The sequence below is a fragment of the Flavobacterium sp. KACC 22761 genome (genome assembly GCF_034058155.1).
In the GTDB taxonomy this organism is placed as follows: Bacteria; Bacteroidota; Bacteroidia; order Flavobacteriales; family Flavobacteriaceae; genus Flavobacterium.
The window spans coordinates 4,057,187-4,072,078 of record NZ_CP139148.1; the positions used below are offsets into that span (position 1 = coordinate 4,057,187).

General features: G+C 33.0%; 14 protein-coding genes. 9 read left to right on the forward strand and 5 right to left on the reverse strand.

Features of this window, described 5'->3' with window-relative positions; genetic code table 11:
• Positions 1-7 precede the first annotated feature (7 nt).
• From SCB73_RS17560 to SCB73_RS17570, 3 genes are all read right to left on the reverse strand, one after another.
• A complete protein-coding gene (locus tag SCB73_RS17560; RefSeq protein WP_320567488.1) occupies positions 8-2,593 on the reverse strand; it encodes a phosphoenolpyruvate carboxylase in 2,586 nt (861 codons plus the stop codon).
• Positions 2,594-2,682: 89 nt separating this feature from the next.
• Positions 2,683-3,162 (reverse strand): Lrp/AsnC family transcriptional regulator, encoded by a 480-nt coding sequence (locus tag SCB73_RS17565; RefSeq protein WP_007805990.1) that lies wholly within the window; start codon positions 3,160-3,162, stop codon positions 2,683-2,685.
• Between the two features lie 77 nt (positions 3,163-3,239).
• The gene (locus SCB73_RS17570; RefSeq protein ID WP_320567489.1) at positions 3,240-4,394 is read right to left on the reverse strand and encodes a M14 family metallopeptidase; all 1,155 of its coding nucleotides are present in this window, start codon (positions 4,392-4,394) and stop codon (positions 3,240-3,242) included.
• Between the two features lie 312 nt (positions 4,395-4,706).
• Between SCB73_RS17570 and SCB73_RS17575 the strand changes: the two genes are divergently transcribed.
• Positions 4,707-5,180: a helix-turn-helix domain-containing protein gene (locus tag SCB73_RS17575; RefSeq protein WP_320567490.1), complete on the forward strand. Its 474-nt coding sequence runs from the start codon at positions 4,707-4,709 to the stop codon at positions 5,178-5,180.
• An 84-nt stretch (positions 5,181-5,264) separates the two neighbouring features.
• On the opposite strand, the gene SCB73_RS17580 is transcribed toward SCB73_RS17575, so the two are convergent.
• Positions 5,265-5,816, reverse strand: coding sequence for a 1-acyl-sn-glycerol-3-phosphate acyltransferase (locus tag SCB73_RS17580; RefSeq protein ID WP_320567491.1), 552 nt, complete (start codon positions 5,814-5,816; stop codon positions 5,265-5,267).
• Between the two features lie 65 nt (positions 5,817-5,881).
• On the opposite strand from SCB73_RS17580, the gene SCB73_RS17585 reads away from it, so the two are divergent.
• The 6 genes from SCB73_RS17585 to SCB73_RS17610 all read left to right on the forward strand — a co-directional run bounded on the left by SCB73_RS17585 (position 5,882) and on the right by SCB73_RS17610 (position 10,659).
• The gene (locus SCB73_RS17585) at positions 5,882-6,547 is read left to right on the forward strand and encodes a spermidine synthase (RefSeq protein ID WP_320567492.1); all 666 of its coding nucleotides are present in this window, start codon (positions 5,882-5,884) and stop codon (positions 6,545-6,547) included.
• A gap of 11 nt (positions 6,548-6,558) precedes the next feature.
• Positions 6,559-7,236: a peptidoglycan DD-metalloendopeptidase family protein gene (locus SCB73_RS17590; RefSeq protein ID WP_320567493.1), complete on the forward strand. Its 678-nt coding sequence runs from the start codon at positions 6,559-6,561 to the stop codon at positions 7,234-7,236.
• A gap of 6 nt (positions 7,237-7,242) precedes the next feature.
• Positions 7,243-7,719 (forward strand): hypothetical protein, encoded by a 477-nt coding sequence (locus SCB73_RS17595; protein ID WP_320567494.1) that lies wholly within the window; start codon positions 7,243-7,245, stop codon positions 7,717-7,719.
• Between the two features lie 9 nt (positions 7,720-7,728).
• Positions 7,729-8,253, forward strand: a complete 525-nt coding sequence (locus SCB73_RS17600) for a hypothetical protein (RefSeq protein ID WP_320567495.1) — start codon at positions 7,729-7,731, stop codon at positions 8,251-8,253.
• A 52-nt stretch (positions 8,254-8,305) separates the two neighbouring features.
• A complete protein-coding gene (locus SCB73_RS17605; protein ID WP_320567496.1) occupies positions 8,306-8,776 on the forward strand; it encodes a nuclear transport factor 2 family protein in 471 nt (156 codons plus the stop codon).
• Positions 8,777-8,916: 140 nt separating this feature from the next.
• A complete protein-coding gene (locus SCB73_RS17610) occupies positions 8,917-10,659 on the forward strand; it encodes an APC family permease (RefSeq protein WP_320567497.1) in 1,743 nt (580 codons plus the stop codon).
• Positions 10,660-10,928: 269 nt separating this feature from the next.
• Here SCB73_RS17610 and SCB73_RS17615 read toward each other — a convergent pair whose 3' ends face one another.
• Positions 10,929-12,416: an aminotransferase class V-fold PLP-dependent enzyme gene (locus tag SCB73_RS17615; RefSeq protein ID WP_320567498.1), complete on the reverse strand. Its 1,488-nt coding sequence runs from the start codon at positions 12,414-12,416 to the stop codon at positions 10,929-10,931.
• Positions 12,417-12,600: 184 nt separating this feature from the next.
• On the opposite strand from SCB73_RS17615, the gene msrA reads away from it, so the two are divergent.
• Both msrA and SCB73_RS17625 read left to right on the forward strand, forming a co-directional pair.
• A complete protein-coding gene (msrA, locus tag SCB73_RS17620) occupies positions 12,601-13,131 on the forward strand; it encodes a peptide-methionine (S)-S-oxide reductase MsrA (protein ID WP_320567499.1) in 531 nt (176 codons plus the stop codon).
• A gap of 91 nt (positions 13,132-13,222) precedes the next feature.
• The gene (locus tag SCB73_RS17625) at positions 13,223-14,791 is read left to right on the forward strand and encodes a protein adenylyltransferase SelO (RefSeq protein WP_320567500.1); all 1,569 of its coding nucleotides are present in this window, start codon (positions 13,223-13,225) and stop codon (positions 14,789-14,791) included.
• Positions 14,792-14,892: the final 101 nt, after the last annotated feature.

Here is a 14,892-nt window from a genome sequence, read left to right on the forward strand (position 1 = left end):
TTTGTTTTTAAGCTGAATTTCTACTTGCATTCGTATTTCCGAAAAGCGATCTAGTTACGATTTTTTCATAAACTTTGATCAAATCTTCGTTTGCTTCTTTTTCTTTATTCAATTCGTTTATTCTCAATAAAGCATACTGCTGTATTGTCAACAATGGCAGTACAATGCGCTCTCTGATTTGAATTGAAGCTATACCATCAGGGTAATTTTCCATCAATGTTTTATGGCCAGCAATTTTAAGTAAAAGACGTTTTGTCTCTGAAAATTCATCATAGATAATTTGCCAAAACTCACCAAATTCAGGGTCTTTGCGCATATATGCCGTTAATGGCAGGAATGATTTTGCCAATGACATCATACTGTTTTCAAGCAATGTTTTAAAAAATAAAGAATTATGGTAAAGATTACTTACTTTTTCCCATTGTCCAGATTCTTCAAAATATTTCAAAGCAGAACCTACACCAAAAAAACCTGGTACGTTTTGTTTTAATTGGCTCCAGGATCCAACAAATGGAATCGCTCTTAAGTCAGCAAAATCTAATGATTCTGATTTGTTTCTTTTTGATGGACGGCTTCCAATATTTGTTTTTGAGTAATATTTCAGCGTACTCATTTTTTCCAAGTAAGGAATAAATTTCGGGTGATTTTTAAAACTCAAATATTTGTCATAACCTAAATTCGCTAATTGCGTCAAAATTTGCGTTTCTTCAGCGCTTAACTCGTTTTCTTCTTTTTTGAATACCTGATTAGTAACTCCGGCGGTCAATAAATTCTCAATATTGTAACGGCAAGAATCCAAAGTTCCAAAATTAGAACTAATAGTCTGACCTTGAACGGTGATTTGGATTTCGTTGTTTTCAATTTTCGGACCTAAAGAAGCGTAAAATTTATGCGTTTTTCCACCACCACGCGCAGGAGGTCCTCCACGCCCGTCAAAGAAAATGGCTTTAATTCCGTATTTTCTTGAAATTTCAGTCAATGAAATTTTAGCTTGATAAATACTCCAGTTGGCCATCAAATAACCACCATCTTTTGTTCCGTCAGAGAAACCAAGCATAATGGTTTGTTTGTTTCCTCTCGCTTGAAGATGTTTAGAATATTCTGGATTTGTATACAATTGCTCCATGATTGAATGCGCATTCTGCAAATCGTCAACCGATTCAAAAAGCGGAATAATATCAACTGATGGATTTTCCCAATTGTTCAAACGAATCATCGCGAAAGTTTCCATAACATTCAGGGCGCTTTCGTTATTACTTATAATGTAGCGATTAGCTCCTTCTTCTCCATTATTTTGCTGAATTGTTTTAATCGCTTGAACAGATTCCAGCGTCGATCTTGTAATTTCGTTTTCAAAATCAGCCGGATTTAAAGTTCCTTTTACTTTTGACAAAACATCAATTTTTTGATCTTCGGTCAATTCATAATAGTTCTTAGGAAAAATATCTGAACCAGAATTCAAATAATAATTCACAACATCTTTAAATACAGCGTTATGAATTTTACTGTTCTGACGAATATCTAAAGTTGCAAAATGGAATCCAAAAAGATTGATTTTTACTAAAAGCGCCTCTAATTCGTCTAAATATAAAGATTGGTGTTTTTCAATAATAATAGTTCTGATTTTATTCAATTGCGCTAATAACTCTTCTAAAGTGATAAAAATTTCACCTTTAGAATAAAATACCGAACGATAAAGTTTATGTTCAAGTTCAGCAACTAAAGTATCTACTCCTGAGAAAGTTAGCTTACGCTTTAAATTTCTCATTTCAACATAATAGCACTTTAAAATTGAAGTACGCAAACGATCCGCAACTTTCAAAGTGATTTCTGTTGTAACAAAAGGATTTCCGTCGCGGTCACCTCCTGGCCAGAAACCGAGTTTGATTAATTGATTTTGAATTGCGCTTCCGTTTAAAATATTTTTTTGCAAATAATGCACAATTTCTCCGGAAGTTGCATAGAACACATTTTCCAAATACCAGATCAAGCTCACCGCTTCATCATACGGATTTGGTTTTACATTTTGAATAAAAGGAGTTTTCCCTAATTGTGCCAATAATTGCTTAATCTGCAACAAATCATTCTGACGAATTGCTTCAGTCAAATCATTGATGATTCCTAAAACTGGCCCAGGATAAAACTGAGTTGGGTGCGCAGTCAAAACGGTACGAACATTAAAGTTTTCTAAAAACTCGATCAATTCTTCGTCTTTTTCTTTTGCGTCAGTTTTTTCTTTAATATCACGTAAAGAACCACGTCCTTCCATATTGTTTACTTCTGGAAAAGCGGCATCTTCAATCGCATCAAATAACACAATTTGACGTTCTATGTATTGAATAAATCGGAACATTAAATCGATTTTTTCAGTCTCAGAAGCATTATTTAGGAACTTATTTGAGAAAAAATCAAAAATCTCTTTTGGTGTTTCTTGTTTTTTAAATCCTGTCTCGCAAGTTTCTGTAAACAAAGGCAATAAAACCCCTGTATTGTCAATAGAATCAAACGGCAAGGTTATAAAAACACTATTATAAATGTAGTATTTAGAGAGAACGTCTTGATTAAAACGTTCAATTTTTGGTAACGTGTACATAATTGTGTTGTAGTTGGTTGGTTAATTAGTCATAAAAAAACCCCAAGAGTAAACTTGAGGTATATTTTTATATAGCATTCAAGAAAATATTACATATTTTTAAAAATAGTATGCATCAAACGCTTCTTATCGTTAATACTTTCTTCTAATGAAATCATAGTTTCTGTTCTGTAAACACCTTCGATATCGTCGATCATGAAGATAACTTCTTTTGCGTGTTTAGTATCTTTTGCTCTAATTTTGCAAAAAATGTTGAATTTACCTGTCGTTACAGAAGCTACTGTTACGAATGGAATTTGATTGATTCTCTCTAATACAAATTTAGTTTGAGACGTATTATTAAGGAATACACCTACATAAGCAATAAATGAATACCCTAATTTATCGTAATCTAAGGCTAATGAAGATCCCATTATTATGCCGGCATCCTCCATCTTTTTTACTCTAACATGTACTGTTCCAGCAGATATCAATAGTTTTTTTGCAATGTCAGTAAACGGAACTCTCGTATTGTCTATTAACATATCTAAAATCTGGTGATCTACTTCATCTAAACGAAATTTACTCATAATTCTTTAATTAATATTACTAATTGCTCTTACAAAGTATAAAAATATATATAAAAAACAACAAATTCACATAAAAATTAACTTTTTATCAACCCGTTAACAAATTTAATATTTTTATTTAAATAAAAGTCTGCTTTTTGGTTTGATTTCGGAAAATTACCGTGGTCGTCTGAATAAACTGCACCTTTTGCATCATATTCATAATGTCCAAAATAATTTTCTAATTCTCCTGCTTCAACGATGTATGCATTGAAATGAATCTTATTTTCAATCAATTCCTCTTTGTATTGAGCGACAAAATTCGTAATAATTTCGATACCATCATAATTTATTTTGATGTTTTTATACATAAAATCATAAAAAACCACTTTATTTTGTGAAATATTCAAATAATCACCAATTCTATTATAAACTAAATCGTTTTCGGAAATCAGTTCGAATGCCGTAATTAGTGAGAAAAATATGAACTTTCGCGTTATTTCTCTATCGTAATCGCCTGCATAATGCCCTGCTTCAAATAAAATGGTCGGAACGCCTAAAAATTGAAAAGTATCACCAATACAATTAATATTAAAAGAATCATCAAATCGGCCAATTTGCCCAGGAATATGTTTTTGTAACTCATCATTAATTCCTGCAATCAAATTGATAGCTGTTAATCTATTTGCGTTAACTTCTCTTTCTTCGTTATAAGATGGGGCTAAAAAAGAGACCGTTGCCGGTTTTCCAGTTTCTCCAGCACCAAAAATTGTTCTTTGGTCATGCAGATTAAAACAGAAATCAGGCTTAAAACTCTCAAAAACATCTCTTAAAACATTACTTTCAGGTTGTGTCAGATTCTGTGAATCACGATTCAGGTCAATTTTATTGGCGTTTTCACGGGTATATAACTTCGCACCATCAGGATTTAGTATAGGGATACTTAAAAATGTAAAAGTATTTAGCATTTTTTGAGCAAACTCTGAACCGCTGTTTAGCACATTAATAAAGTCAAACAACGCTTTTGTTGTTGTGCTTTCGTTTCCATGCATTTGTGACCAAAGATAAACGCGAGTTTTTCCGGTTCCAATTTGGTACTTATATATAGGTGCTCCTAAAACTGATTTTCCAATTACTGAAACTTGGTTATTCGTATTTAATTTATTTAATAAAGGCTCGATATGATCTAAAGTCAAGTAACGTCCTGATATCGATTCTTCTTTGTTTAGGTTAAATAATTCTTCTAAATTCATTGTGTTTTGATTTGTTTACAAAAGTAAACATCTTTATTTTTACAATTGTAAACTTCTAAATTTAAGAATAATTCAGAATTGTAAACAGTTTTCATTGCTTTATTTAAAGGAATTGGAATTGCTGAGTTAACAAATGTCATTATTTAAAATAAAAGAATTTAATATTTTTATTTTCAACAAATTAAATGTATTTATATAAAGCTTTAATTTCATATTTTACATGCCGATTTTATATTTTACAACTGTAAAATTGTTTATTGAGCTTCTTTTTGTTACATTTGTAAACAAGTAAATCTTTTAAAATAATTTACAATGGTAAACATCGATGATTTTGTAAAAAGGCTTGAAATTATACTCGATTATTATACTTTAAATGCGTCATCTTTTGCCGATAAAATTGGCGTGCAGCGCTCAAGTATGTCTCATCTCCTATCTGGAAGAAACAAACCAAGTTTGGATTTTGTCATGAAAATTCTTGAAGTTTTTCCCGATGTCGATTTGTATTGGCTATTAAATGGTAAAGGAGTTTTTCCAAAAAGCAATGAAGAAACTCCAATTCAAAAATCGACTGTCATTTCAGAAATAGAAAAAACGACCGCTCCTATTTCTTCAAATGATAATTTTGACGCAATTGATTTATTTTCTCAAATCAATTATGAGAAAGAAAAAACAGAATCCAAAAATCCTGCTTTGACAAAAAATCAAGTTTTTGCTTCAGAAGAAGACGAAATAGAAAAAATTATCTTTTTTCACAAAAACGGAACATTTAAGGTATATATCCCGTAATTCGAAATTTTCGCGTATTTGAAAATTTTTAAAATTATTTTTGTTTTAAGCGATTCTCACGCAATTGGAAAAAACATCAAAAATTTAAATTTGAATACCATTCTCAGGAATTTTACCTACTACTCCTTTATAATGCATTTTTAAAATTTTCCAATCGGCTTCATAATTTCCTGTTGGAAAAAATGGTACTCCTAAATTAACTTCTTTTTTTCCCCAATCAAAAGCAACAGGAACAATTGGCACATTTGCTTTGAGTGCGATATAATAAAATCCAGTCCTTATTTCGGTTACTCCTTTTCGAGTTCCTTCGGGAGCAACGGCAAGACGAAATATTTCTTTACGATCAAAAATTGCCGCGATCGAATCAACTTTGTTTAACCCTCCGCTTCTATCAAGAGGCTCACCTCCCACATTTCTAAAATAATAACCAATAGGAAATTTAAATAATTCCTTCTTTCCAACCCAATTCATTTGCAGTCCAGAAATTCCGCGAGTAAAAAGCCCAATATAAAAATCGTGATTGCTGGTATGAGGAATAACCATTAGAATGCATTTTTTTACATCAGCATTTTCGATTCCCTTAATTTGCCAGCCCATTAGCTTGTAAAAAATGAATTTGTATAACTGTTTTTTCATTAAAGTTTTATTATTTCTGCAAAATAAAAGATTTAAAATGTATTTTTGAGTAAAAGCCTTATAAAATGATTCAAAAACTGTTCAGTTATCTTATCCCAATAAAAATTTACAAAAAAAAATCGGCCAGAAGCAAAACAATTGAGGTGACTTGGGCAAATGGAGAACTGGTTTTGGACTCTGAAAATACGAATTATTCATATGGAAGTTTGCAGCGTATTTTAAGATACGGCTTGCGAAATATTGGCTACAATAAGGTTTTAGAAATGAATCATGTTTTGGTACTAGGAGTTGCCGGCGGAAGCGTTATCAAAACTTTGGTAGATGAAATACAATATAAAGGTAAAATTACCGGAGTTGAAATTGATCCCGATATGATTCAGGTTGCTAATCAATACTTTAATTTAAACAAAATCAATCAATTAGAACTTATTATTGATGACGCTTTTGAATTTGTTCTAAAAACAAAGGACAAATACGATTTAATCATAATCGATATTTTTGAAGATATCAAAATGCCGAATTTCTTATTTGAAAGTTTTTTCAGCAATCGTGTTTGTTCCTTATTAAATGATCAAGGTTTTGTGCTTTTTAATACGATGATTTTGGATGAAGCACATAATGTGAGAAATAAGAAGTACATATTAGAAATAAATGCTAAATTGTTTTCCTCAAAAATGCTGCCTCGCATTGAGGTTCACAATGAGTTAATTATAATCGAAAAAGTAGCCTAAATTTTATTTTTATGAAACCCCTTTCCGCCATTTTAAACGCCTTACCACCTACTAAAATTATTGATTCTAGTATTGATTTATCAATGTACATTCCGTTAGATTTGTCTGCAAACAATGAAGAATTAATGGACAGCCGACCAGAAAATACTGTTGAATTCGAAGTTTTTATCTCAGATTATCTGTCAAGAAATAATGCCGAAGTTGCTTTTGGCGGTTATATTGAAGGTCGCACTTTATATAAAAGGAGTACTATTTTTAGAAATGATTCGATACCAGAAAGAAATATTCATATTGGTCTGGATTTATGGACAAAAGTTGGCACCACAGTTCATGCTCCGCTTGACGGAAAAGTGCATAGTTTTAAAAACAATATCGGTTTAGGCGATTATGGGCCGACGATTATTTTAGAACATGAAATTCAAAATGTAAAATTTTATACTTTATATGGACATTTATCGTTAGAAAGTTTAGACAACTTAACGGTTGGGAAATCTTTCAAAAAAGGTGATCAAATTGCAACCCTAGGAAATGCAGCAGTAAACGGCGATTATGCTCCTCATGTCCATTTTCAGATTATTCAAAATATTGAAGATTATTGGGGCGATTATCCTGGAGTCTGCAATTCAAATGACCTTAATTTTTATATCGAAAATTGCCCCGACCCTAACTTATTATTAAAAATAACATAAATAGTTATGAAGAAAGCAGGATTGGTTATATGTTTGTTATTGCTTATTGGATGCAAATCAAAAACGGTCAGCAGAGATACTGACGATTTGAAAATTAAGAAAGTAGTAGTTTCGGAAGTTAATTCGAACCAACAAAAAAAAGCGTACGAATTAGGCAAACGTGTTTTGGAAACCTGCAATACTTCTAAATTTAAGCCATTTAATGAAACAGAAGTGACTAAATCAGTAATGGAAAACACCACTGAAGAACGACTGACCAAAACCTGTACCAGATTTAGACAGTATTATGGCAGTTTTATTGATTTGAAATTAGACGGTGTTTATAAAACTAAAAATGAAGTCATTTACCGTTATCATGCTTTGTATTCTAAAAAAGTAGCCAACAAAGAACTTAGAGTATTTGTTGATGAAAATAATTTGATTTCTTCTATAAAATCAATGGATTGGGATGAAAAATTTGATGCCAAAATAACCGAAAAATAAAGTAAATATATGCGTTTAAGATTACCGTTGTTTTTATTGCTGCTTATTGCAAACTTTGCTAATGCCCAAGAAAGTTTGAGTGTAAAAGGATCAAAACCGTATCCAGCAACTCAAAAATATGTTTTCATTTGTGAAAAATATGCTTTCTCAGGCGAACTTGATGTTCAGGTCGCAAAAACAGAAAAAGGCGGAATTTTAAAATTAAGCATCGCTACTGCCAATGATCAATCCAAAATTTTGGGTGGTGTTTATGTCGATCTGGCAAATGGCGATGTAATTGCATGCGTAGATAAAAACGTAAAAGAAACTGCTGACGGAAAAACTTCGGCTTACTACTACTTCACTCCTGCTGAAATGCTGAAACTAAAGAGAACAGATATTCAAGGCATTCGCTTTATTATTGTGGGCAATTCAAATGCTTTTAGCAGTGAAACTGGGCATTTTACAGCTGTGAACAGAAATTCTTATTTTTCAACGGCCTACGATAAATCAAAAAAGACTTTTGATACAGCAAAAGAAATTAGTGTTTTATAAAGAAAAGACTTAAAAATAATAATCTTATATTTATACTCAAATTAAGATCTAAATGAACGCCAACGAAAGTTTAATTACAAAATTCTATACCGCTTTTGCTAATGCTGATGCAAAAACAATGAGCGAATGCTATCATCCAAAAGTACATTTTATTGATCCAGCTTTTGGATTACTGAAAGAAGAGCAAGTTTCTAAAATGTGGGAAATGCTGCTTTTGAAAAGCAAAGGAAATATTAAAATTGAATTTTCAAATATAAAAGCCGATGATTTTTCGGGTTCTGCACGATGGCTTGCTACTTATAACTTTAGCAAAACCAATAGAAAAGTGGTAAACAGCATTTATGCAGAATTTGTGTTTCAAGATGGGCTAATCATCAAACATACAGATAATTTTGATGTTTGGAAATGGTCTAAACAAGCTTTTGGCATCACCGGATATTTGCTGGGATGGACAGGTTTTTTTCATAAAAAAATTCAAGAACAGGCCTTGCTGTCTCTTAAAAAGTTTCAGGAATCCAAATAATATCCTTAACTTGAATATTCAAAATTCAAGATTAACTAGATAATTCAGTTTCAAATAGTATGAAACTGCTCGCAAATACAGATTTTAATTGTTTTGTTGCCATTTTTATAAAGTTAATCGAGTTGTAATCTTGAATAATCATGAAAGAAATCGTCCATAAAAAATTAAATCAATTACAGGCAACAGCTATTTGTGGCAACGATATCAGCTCTTCTTGTTTGTATGTTTCGGCGTTAACCATTTTATATGCTGGTCAATATGCTTGGATTTCGTTGTTGATTGTCGCAATTGTTTTATTTTTATTCCGAAAAATTTATGGGGAAGTTGTTGGCGCAATTCCTTTAAATGGCGGAGCTTATAACGTTTTATTAAATACTTCTACTAAAAAACTTGCATCATTTGCTGCAACATTAACGGTTTTGTCCTATATGGCAACAGCTGTTATTTCTGCGTCTGAAGGAATGCATTACCTACACGGAATTTTTGACGGACTAAATGTTACGATCGCTACAGTCATTATTTTAATTTTATTTACGTTTTTAGCTATTTTAGGAATTGGCGAATCTGCCTTTGTGGCCGTAATTATTTTTATTACACATATCACTACTTTAAGTTTGCTGGTCTTGACGTCAGTTTGTTTTCTGTTATTTAACGGATTAGAAACCTTTCATATAAATTGGCAAACCCCATTAACAACAGGAAATATTGAAACTGCACTTTTTCTAGGATTTTCTGCCGCAATGCTTGGAATTTCAGGCTTCGAAAGTTCGGCAAATTTTGTCGAAGAGCAAGAACAAGGCATTTTCCCGAAAACGCTCCGCAATATGTGGGCAATTGTGAGTTTCTTCAATCCAGTGATTGCCATTTTATTGATAAGCGTAATTCCGCTTACTGAAGTTGGCGAAAATAAAGAATCACTTTTGGCGCATCTAGGCGAGACAACTGGCGGTTCATGGCTGGCTTGGTTAATTTCTATTGATGCTGTTCTAGTCTTGTGTGGCGCTGTATTGACATCATTTGTTGGTGTTTCCGGATTGTTAAACCGAATGACTTTAGATCGGATTTTGCCAAATTATTTTCTAAAACAAAACAAAAGAGGCTCACATTATAGAATTGTAATAAGTTTTTTAATTCTTTGCATTTCCGTACTTTTTGCTACTCAAGGGCATTTAGAATCTTTGGCTGGCGTTTATACATTTTCATTTTTAGCTGTAATGGCGCTCTTCGGAATCGGGAATTTATTGCTGAAATTTAAACGTAAAAAACTTCCAAGACCAGAACGCGCTCGCGGAATTGCGGTCGTAACTGCGGTATTTTTTGTCATTGCAGCCTTCATCGGAAACATGGAACTTAATATTCACGCTTTTTATACCTTTTTGAAATACATGATTCCGTCTTTAATTTTTATTGGGATTATGCTCAATCGTGTTATGCTTATTAGGCTGTTAATCGAGGCACTTGAATATTTTTATCAACCTTTGCGCCGAATGGTAATTGTGAGCAATCGCTATCTGCAAAATTTAAGCATTAAGATAAATTCACAGGAATTTGTGTTTTTCACCAAGGGCGACGACATTGCAATTCTAAATAAAGTATTGCAATATGTTGAAAACAACGAAACCACAAAAAAACTCAAAATTGTCCACGTCAAAAAACACGAAGCCACAAACACCGCTTTAAAAAAAGATCTTGAAGTTTTAGATCGTGCATACGATGATATTGACATTGAATACCTTGAAATACAAGGAGAATTTGGCCCAGAAATGATCGATGAACTTTCGAAAAAATGGAATATCCCAAAAAATTTCATGTTTATTGCTTCTCCTGGAGATAAATTTTCTTACCGTGTTTCAGATCTTGGTGGCGTACGACTGATAATGTAATTCTATTTTTTTAGGAGCAGAAAAATCAGTTTTCAATTGATGAGACGTCCCGCTATCCACTATATCTTTTATGGTCTCGTAGAAAAAACGAGACCATAAAAGGATGCCGTTCCTATCGGGGCTAAACGAGAAATATTTTGTTTTCATGAGAAACTACAAACTCATTTATACAACAAAACCAGACAAGTTTGAAAAAAACTATCTGGTTTGGCTTTATTAAACTTTGCGTGATTCCCGTCGACCTTAGCGAACTTTGCGGTTAAAAAATCTTAAGACTTAAACCAGCTTTCCACTAATTCATCTTCAAACGAAGTAGCATCTTTATGAATAAATTCGTTTGTGTTTTTATTATAAGAATAATCTAAAGCCCAAGTTTCGTGGTTTTTGGCCAATTCTTTAATGCTTTCGCATACATAAGCAATTTCTTCATCGGTTGTCGTTGGGTGAATCGACATTCTAATCCAACCTGGTTTTTTGATCAAATCTCCAATCGTAATTTCGTTAACCAATTTATTTGAAGTTTCTTGATCAACATGCAGTAAAAAGTGTCCGTAAGTTCCGGCACAACTGCATCCGCCACGAGTTTGGATTCCAAAGCGGTCGTTCAATAATTTTACACCTAAATTAAAATGAAGGTTTTCAATAAAAAACGAAACAACACCTAATCTTTCTTTATGCTGGCCGGCCAAAATCTTGATGTTTTCAACAGATTCTAATTGATCAAAAACATACTCAACAATTTCATGCTCGCGTTGCAAGATGTTTTCAATTCCCATTTCCTCTTTCAATTCAATCGCCAGCGCAGTTTTTATAACTTGTAAAAATCCTGGTGTTCCGCCATCTTCGCGGTCTTCAATATTATCAATATATTTATGCTCACCCCAAGGATTTGTCCAGCTTACGGTTCCTCCTCCAGGACAATCCGGAATCATATTTTTATATAATTTTTTGTTGAAAATCAAAACTCCAGAAGTTCCAGGTCCGCCCAAAAATTTATGGGGAGAAAAGAAAACGGCATCCAAATAAGCTTCAGGATCTGCGGGGTGCATATTGATTTCTACATAAGGTCCTGAGCAAGCAAAATCAACAAAACAAACGCCATTATAATGATGCATCAATTTTGCGGCTTCGTGAAAAGGTGTTTTCAACCCCGTAACATTAGAGCATGAAGTAATCGAAGCGATTTTTAGTGTTCTGTCTTTGTACTTTTCTAGAAGCGTTTCCAAATGCTCAAGACTAAAAAGTCCTTTTTCACAAGACGGAATAATTTCAACATCAGCAATAGTTTCTAACCACGAAGTTTGATTAGAGTGATGTTCCATGTGAGAAATAAAAACAATCGGTTTTTTCTCGGCAGGAACAGTCGTACAACTTTTAAGGTTTTCTGGAATCTTCAATCCTAGAATACGCTGAAATTTATTGACAACGCCCGTCATTCCAGTTCCGTCAGTAATCAAAACATCATCATGATTTGCATTAGCATGACGCTTGATAATATGTCTGGCATGATGATATGCTTTTGTCATGGCAGTACCTGACACAGTCGTTTCAGTATGTGTATTTGCCACAAATGGCCCAAATTCGTTAAGAAGTTTCTCTTCAATTGGTCTATACAACCTTCCGCTGGCAGTCCAATCAGTGTAAATTATTCGCTTTTTGCCAAATGGTGAGGTAAATTCTTGATTAATTCCCACAATATTTTGACGAAATTCCTGAAAATAAGTTTCTAAACTGATGGTATTATTTTTGCTATTCATTATGTGTGCCTGAGTTTGATTGCAAATATATTGCTTTTTTATACAATTGCGAATTTATCAATACTAAACTTCAAATTTTAAAGAACCAATCAGTATATTTAACATTTAGGTTCTTTTTTTAATAAATTATCATAATATTCTATCGGATTAATAGGTATTAAAACAACAAACACTTCTATTTATTATGGGAAATTTAGCAACAGCTACCTTTGGTGGCGGATGTTTTTGGTGTATTGAAGCTGTAATTCAGCGTTTAAACGGAGTAAAATCTTTAAAATCAGGTTATTCTGGAGGTTTTATTAAAAATCCTCCTTACCGTGAAGTTTGCACTGGCAGAACGGGACATGCCGAAGTCATACAAGTCACTTTTGATCCTGACATAATTTCATATCATGATTTGATTTTTATATTTATGACCAGTCATGATCCTACAACTTTAAACCGACAAGGTGCCGATGTTGGAACACAATATCGCTCGATTGTTTTGTATCATGATTTGGACCAAAAAGAAATCGCCGAGCAGGTTTTCAAAGAAGTACAACCTTTTTACGAAGACAAAATTGTAACAGAATTGACTGCTTTTGAAGTATTTTATATTGCCGAAGAAGATCACCAAAACTACTACAACAACAATCAAGATGCTCGTTATTGCCAAATCGTAATTGATCCGAAAGTGCAGAAACTGAAAAAAATGTACGCCGATCGATTAATTTAATTTTTAGCTACAGATTTAAAGGATTTACACAGATTAAAAAAAGAAATCTTTTTAATCTGTGTAATCAGTGGCAAAAAAAGAAAAAAACAAAATGAAAAATCTAAAAATAAATAATCGATTTACAGCCGAATTGCCTGCTGATCCAGAATTGTCAAACGAAGTTCGTCAGGTAAAAAACACATTATTTTCGTATGTAAATCCAACAAAACCTTCAAATCCAAAACTGATTCATGCCTCAGAACAAGTTGCGGCATTAGTTGGAATTTCAAAAGATGAAATTCAGTCCCAAGATTTCTTGAATGTTTTTTCAGGAAAAGAAATACTTCCTGAAACAATGCCGTATGCGATGTGTTATGCTGGGCATCAATTTGGAAATTGGGCTGGACAATTAGGTGATGGCCGTGCAATAAATTTGACTGAAATTGAACACAATAATCAGTTTTATACACTTCAATTAAAAGGTGCAGGAAAAACTCCATATTCAAGAACGGCCGATGGTTTGGCTGTTTTGCGTTCCTCAATTAGAGAATATCTATGTGCCGAAGCCATGTTTCATCTTGGCGTTCCTACTACTCGATCGCTTTCTCTGATACTTTCTGGAGATCAAGTTTTGCGTGATATTTTATACAACGGAAATCCTGCTTACGAAAAAGGTGCTGTAGTGTGCCGAGTGGCTCCGTCATTTATCAGATTTGGAAGTTTTGAAATGCTTACGGCGCGAAATGAACTTAAAAATTTAAAACAGTTTGTTGAGTTTACTATAAAACATTATTTCCCTGAAATTACTGGCGAGCCAAAAGAGCAATATTTACAATTCTTTAAAAAAGTCGCTGATACAACTCGAGAAATGATTCTGCATTGGCAGCGTGTTGGATTTGTTCACGGTGTAATGAACACAGACAACATGTCGATTCACGGAATTACAATTGATTACGGTCCGTATGGTTGGCTGGAAAATTATGATCCGAATTGGACACCAAACACAACTGACAGCCAAAATAGAAGATACCGTTTTGGGAATCAACCTGGTGTTGCACAGTGGAACTTGTTTCAATTGGCCAACGCGCTTTATCCATTAATTAATGAAGCTGCACCTTTAGAAAAGATTCTAGAATCGTTTATAAATGATTTTGATTCTGATTACAAAACAATGTTTTTAAGCAAATTAGGATTATTTACTTCAACTGAAACTGATGAACAATTGATTTCAGATTTAGAAAATATATTGCAGTTGACTGAAACTGATATGACAATCTTTTTCAGGAATTTAAGCTTGGTTGAAAAAACAGATTTTGCTCCAGAAGCAATTGAAAAAATCAAATATTCATTCTATAGTATTGACGAAGTTTCAGGCGAAATTCTAGACAACTGGACAAAATGGTTTGCTTCTTATTTAGAAAGATTGAAATCTGAATCATTATCAGATGAAGAACGTTTACAAAAAATGAACTTGATTAATCCGAAATATGTGCTACGAAATTATATGGCACAATTGGCAATTGATGCTGCTGAGAAAGAAGATTATTCTTTAATTGAAGAGCTTTACAAACTATTGCAAAATCCATACGATGAGCAACCAGAATACGAAAAATGGTTTGCAAAACGACCAGATTGGGCAAGATCTAAAGTAGGTTGTTCGATGTTATCTTGTAGTTCTTAAAGTTTTTTAGCAAGGAATTCATAAATTGCTACTAATTATTTTATTTGTTTGTCACATTGAGCGAAGTCGAAATGCTACGAAAGTTCTCGACTCCGCTCGAA

What these genes read in the sequence shown, in the direction of transcription:
- SCB73_RS17610 (WP_320567497.1), top strand. Translation starts at nt 8,917, where the DNA reads ATGAAAGAAATCGTCCATAAAAAATTAAATCAATTACAGGCAACAGCT.
- SCB73_RS17595 (WP_320567494.1), top strand. Translation starts at nt 7,243, where the DNA reads ATGAAGAAAGCAGGATTGGTTATATGTTTGTTATTGCTTATTGGATGC.
- SCB73_RS17565 (WP_007805990.1), bottom strand. Translation starts at nt 3,162, where the DNA reads ATGAGTAAATTTCGTTTAGATGAAGTAGATCACCAGATTTTAGATATG.
- SCB73_RS17575 (WP_320567490.1), top strand. Translation starts at nt 4,707, where the DNA reads ATGGTAAACATCGATGATTTTGTAAAAAGGCTTGAAATTATACTCGAT.
- SCB73_RS17605 (WP_320567496.1), top strand. Translation starts at nt 8,306, where the DNA reads ATGAACGCCAACGAAAGTTTAATTACAAAATTCTATACCGCTTTTGCT.
- SCB73_RS17570 (WP_320567489.1), bottom strand. Translation starts at nt 4,394, where the DNA reads ATGAATTTAGAAGAATTATTTAACCTAAACAAAGAAGAATCGATATCA.
- SCB73_RS17585 (WP_320567492.1), top strand. Translation starts at nt 5,882, where the DNA reads ATGATTCAAAAACTGTTCAGTTATCTTATCCCAATAAAAATTTACAAA.
- SCB73_RS17625 (WP_320567500.1), top strand. Translation starts at nt 13,223, where the DNA reads ATGAAAAATCTAAAAATAAATAATCGATTTACAGCCGAATTGCCTGCT.
- SCB73_RS17590 (WP_320567493.1), top strand. Translation starts at nt 6,559, where the DNA reads ATGAAACCCCTTTCCGCCATTTTAAACGCCTTACCACCTACTAAAATT.
- SCB73_RS17615 (WP_320567498.1), bottom strand. Translation starts at nt 12,416, where the DNA reads ATGAATAGCAAAAATAATACCATCAGTTTAGAAACTTATTTTCAGGAA.
- SCB73_RS17580 (WP_320567491.1), bottom strand. Translation starts at nt 5,816, where the DNA reads ATGAAAAAACAGTTATACAAATTCATTTTTTACAAGCTAATGGGCTGG.
- SCB73_RS17560 (WP_320567488.1), bottom strand. Translation starts at nt 2,593, where the DNA reads ATGTACACGTTACCAAAAATTGAACGTTTTAATCAAGACGTTCTCTCT.
- msrA (WP_320567499.1), top strand. Translation starts at nt 12,601, where the DNA reads ATGGGAAATTTAGCAACAGCTACCTTTGGTGGCGGATGTTTTTGGTGT.
- SCB73_RS17600 (WP_320567495.1), top strand. Translation starts at nt 7,729, where the DNA reads ATGCGTTTAAGATTACCGTTGTTTTTATTGCTGCTTATTGCAAACTTT.